General features: G+C 65.2%; 3 protein-coding genes. 2 read left to right on the top strand and 1 reads right to left on the bottom strand.

Translation table 11 applies throughout. The features are described from left to right. The first annotated feature begins 283 nt into the window (after nt 1-283). Together FHG71_RS23000 and FHG71_RS22995 are read left to right on the top strand one after the other, a co-directional pair. The gene (locus tag FHG71_RS23000; RefSeq protein ID WP_139084130.1) at nt 284-796 is read left to right on the top strand and encodes a hypothetical protein; all 513 of its coding nucleotides are present in this window, start codon (nt 284-286) and stop codon (nt 794-796) included. Nucleotides 797-826: 30 nt separating this feature from the next. After that, nucleotides 827-1,264, top strand: a complete 438-nt coding sequence (locus tag FHG71_RS22995) for a site-specific integrase (protein ID WP_139084128.1) — start codon at nt 827-829, stop codon at nt 1,262-1,264. Nucleotides 1,265-1,315: 51 nt separating this feature from the next. Here FHG71_RS22995 and FHG71_RS22990 read toward each other — a convergent pair whose 3' ends face one another. Further along, complete coding sequence (locus FHG71_RS22990) at nt 1,316-1,876, bottom strand: GmrSD restriction endonuclease domain-containing protein (RefSeq protein ID WP_139084126.1); 561 nt, start codon at nt 1,874-1,876, stop codon at nt 1,316-1,318. Nucleotides 1,877-2,884 lie beyond the last annotated feature (1,008 nt).

The following is a 2,884-nucleotide window of genomic DNA, read 5'->3' as shown; positions in this document are numbered from 1 at the left end:
CGCCTCCCGTTTGGCAACCTTGAATCACTCGCCGACCAGCTAGGGAATCCTCAAACGTCAACAAGCCCTAGTGTCTGGTACGCAAAGTATAATATCGCCATCCGAATACGCCCATCGCTATGGTCTGACCGAGCGGGCTCGGGCCGCCTTTGCACAAGCCTCAGCTGTGCGTCTGGACAGCCGCAGTGCGGCCCTAGATGGCAGCGGGGCGCCTGAACGGATGGCCTGACAAGCGGTCCTCCTACGCTGCGCTCCTGCCCGTCTGTGCCGGGAGCGGCCTATCATGCAGATCAACCAGTTCCGCCGTGAGAACGACCGCCTAGCCGCTCTGCTGGAGATGCTGGTGTTGCCCGAGCCCGACCGGCTGGCGCTCGCGGCCGAGTACCGGGCCCGGTCGGAGGCGGCTTTTGCGCCCGCCACCCAGCGGGTGCTCCGGCAGGTGATCGCCTCGTTCCAGATTTGGTGCCGCGACCAGGGCCAACCGGATGAGCCACCGATCCCGCCCTCCGTCGTGGCGGCCTACGTGGACAGCCTTTCGGGCCGCATTCGCGCCTCCACTATCGAGACGCGTCTCTGGGCCATCGCCGAACTGCACAAGAGCCGCTTTCTGCCTTCGCCTTGCCAGCACGACTTGGTCCGCTTGGCCGTGAAGGCCGTCAAGCGCGCTCACGGCTCGGCCACGCGGCAGGCTGCACCATTGGGCAAGCGGGAGATCCGGCGTGCGCTGGCCCGCCTTGGCAACAGTCGGCGCGACCTGCGCGACCGTGCGCTCCTTCACGTGGCCTCCGATACGTAGTGCCGCTCGGCCGAGATCGTGGCCTTTCGCGTGAGGGACCTGCTGCCGCAGTCCGACGGCTCGGGACTTCTCTTCATCGCCCGTTCCAAGTCCGATCCGGACGGGCGCGGCGCCTACGCCTACCTTTCGCCCCTGGGGCTCGCAGCCGCGTTGCAGTGGATCGAGGTGGCGGGCCTGAGCGGAGACGATCCGTTGTTCATGAGTTCGCTCAAGGGCGACCCGAAGCGCCCGCTCGATCCTGCAACGGTCTCGCGCATCTTCAAAGCCCGCACGGGCCGGCGTGATGTTTCCGCTCACTCCACGCGGGTAGGAGGCGTGCATGACGCACTGCGGCTTGGCTGCGATCTGGCGTCCATCATGATCGCGGGTCGCTGGACGTCGGCGGAGATGCCCGCCCAATACGGTCGCATGATCCTGCCCGCATTGGGCGCTGCCGCACAGGTGTGCGCCGCTTATGGAGAGGAATAACACCTATGGTCATGCGCGCTCGTATGGGTCGGCCACCTACTCGATCCGATCTCAGCAGCGGGCGCAGTCCTGCAGAAGGTTGCCCACAGTCACGCGCTCGCGCTCGTCCATGCTGAGCGACCAGCGTACCTTCACGGTCACCCAGTTCGCCACATAACGGCAGCGGTATGCCGCCTCGGGTGGGAGCCAGTCCTCCGGGCCTTGGTCACCCTTGGCGCGGTTCGCCGAGGCGCTGACAGCGATCAGCGTGCGGCTGTCCTCGGTATCATTGGCAAAGGCCGCTCGCCGCTCAGTGCTCCAGTCCCGCCCCCCCGAGCGGTAGGCCTCGGCCAAGGGCACCATGTGATCCACGTCGAGCCGAGTGGGATCGCGGGTGGTCTCGCCCGTATAGGCGTCGCGCCAAAGCCCGGTTTCGACGCGGCAGCCGTTCGCACTCAGGCGCACCTGTTCGATGCTCTCGGCGACAAGCACCTCTTGGCGGGCGTCCTGGCAGTCGCTGTAATCATTTCGCCAGTAAGGCCATGCGCTCCGGTCATACCTGCGGAGGCGCTCAGGCTCGATGCGAACACGATCAAGGAGCGCAATAGTCTGCACCACGGCAGCCTTGTCCATCGTGTCGCGAGGCGAGGCCGCTATTCAAGTGGCTGAGACAGCATGGCCGTGAACAGGCCATGTACTTAAGACCATGCAACAACTCGCTGCGGCTCATGCGACACTCTCAAGCAGGAAGTGTAGGTTTTTCCTGTTTTTGCGTGAGGTGTGATGAACCCGCTACGGTCCAAGACTGCGAGGCACACGAGTGATGCGGCAAAGGCCGCTTTGACCCAGTCCTATGAGGACGATCTGAGATACCACCTAGGAGAGACCCAGCAGGCTCGCACGACATCGACAGACGCCCAGAGCCTGCCTTGCAATGCCGGCCAGGCACCAAAGACCAGGCGAGCCATTCTCACCATTTCAGGCTTCCTGCTGACGTCGCGTTGCCCCGCACCCAATTAGGAGAAGCCGGGTGCGACCAAGGGGCGCCGTAAACTCCCATCTCCCGCAAGTATCGCGCCCGCTGCCCCGGCCGGTCGCCACCCGATAGGCAGAAGTCCGAGGCCACCTCGGAAGCGGTTGGGCGTCTGGACTCTGCGGCTTCCGGTGGGAGCTCCCTTGAGCGCCCATGCCTGCCGTCAGGCCGCGCGGGAGATCCTTTCCCTGCGCCAGTGTGTCGCTGCAGATTGCTGACACGAACGATGTTGCGACCTGTATAGGCGGCTTCGGCGAGCCTACCACGTCACCCCTGGGAGCCGAGCTGGGGAAAGCACGGCACTGAGGGCACAGAGCGGCCGTGCGCATGGTTGGGACGCCATGTCGCGCGGCCGCCTCAGCTCCGCCCTTACAGCGCCATCCTCGCCCGGCATCCAGACCCTCAGCTACAGCTCCAACGCGGCGATTGGGCCGCGCTTGACGTAGTTAGGCCGCGCGGGGTGGCGCGAGAGCTCATCCCGCGCGGCTGACTATCCAAGAGGGTGGCAGGCCTTCGATGTGACTGAGGAAGGATACCGCCTGAGGTGGCCGGTCCAACTATCGAGATGCTCAACACCCTTCGAAAGGGGGCCAGCGCCATCGACCGTA

The sequence above is a fragment of the Rubellimicrobium roseum genome, assembly GCF_006152145.1.
Classification (GTDB): domain Bacteria; phylum Pseudomonadota; class Alphaproteobacteria; order Rhodobacterales; family Rhodobacteraceae; genus Rubellimicrobium; species Rubellimicrobium roseum.
The sequence above is the reverse complement of the archived record's forward strand: the minus strand, read 5'-3'. Positions and strand labels throughout refer to the sequence as shown.

Coding starts and splice junctions, on each gene's coding strand:
- FHG71_RS23000 (WP_139084130.1), top strand. CDS start 284: ATGCAGATCAACCAGTTCCGCCGTGAGAACGACCGCCTAGCCGCTCTG.
- FHG71_RS22990 (WP_139084126.1), bottom strand. CDS start 1,876: ATGGACAAGGCTGCCGTGGTGCAGACTATTGCGCTCCTTGATCGTGTT.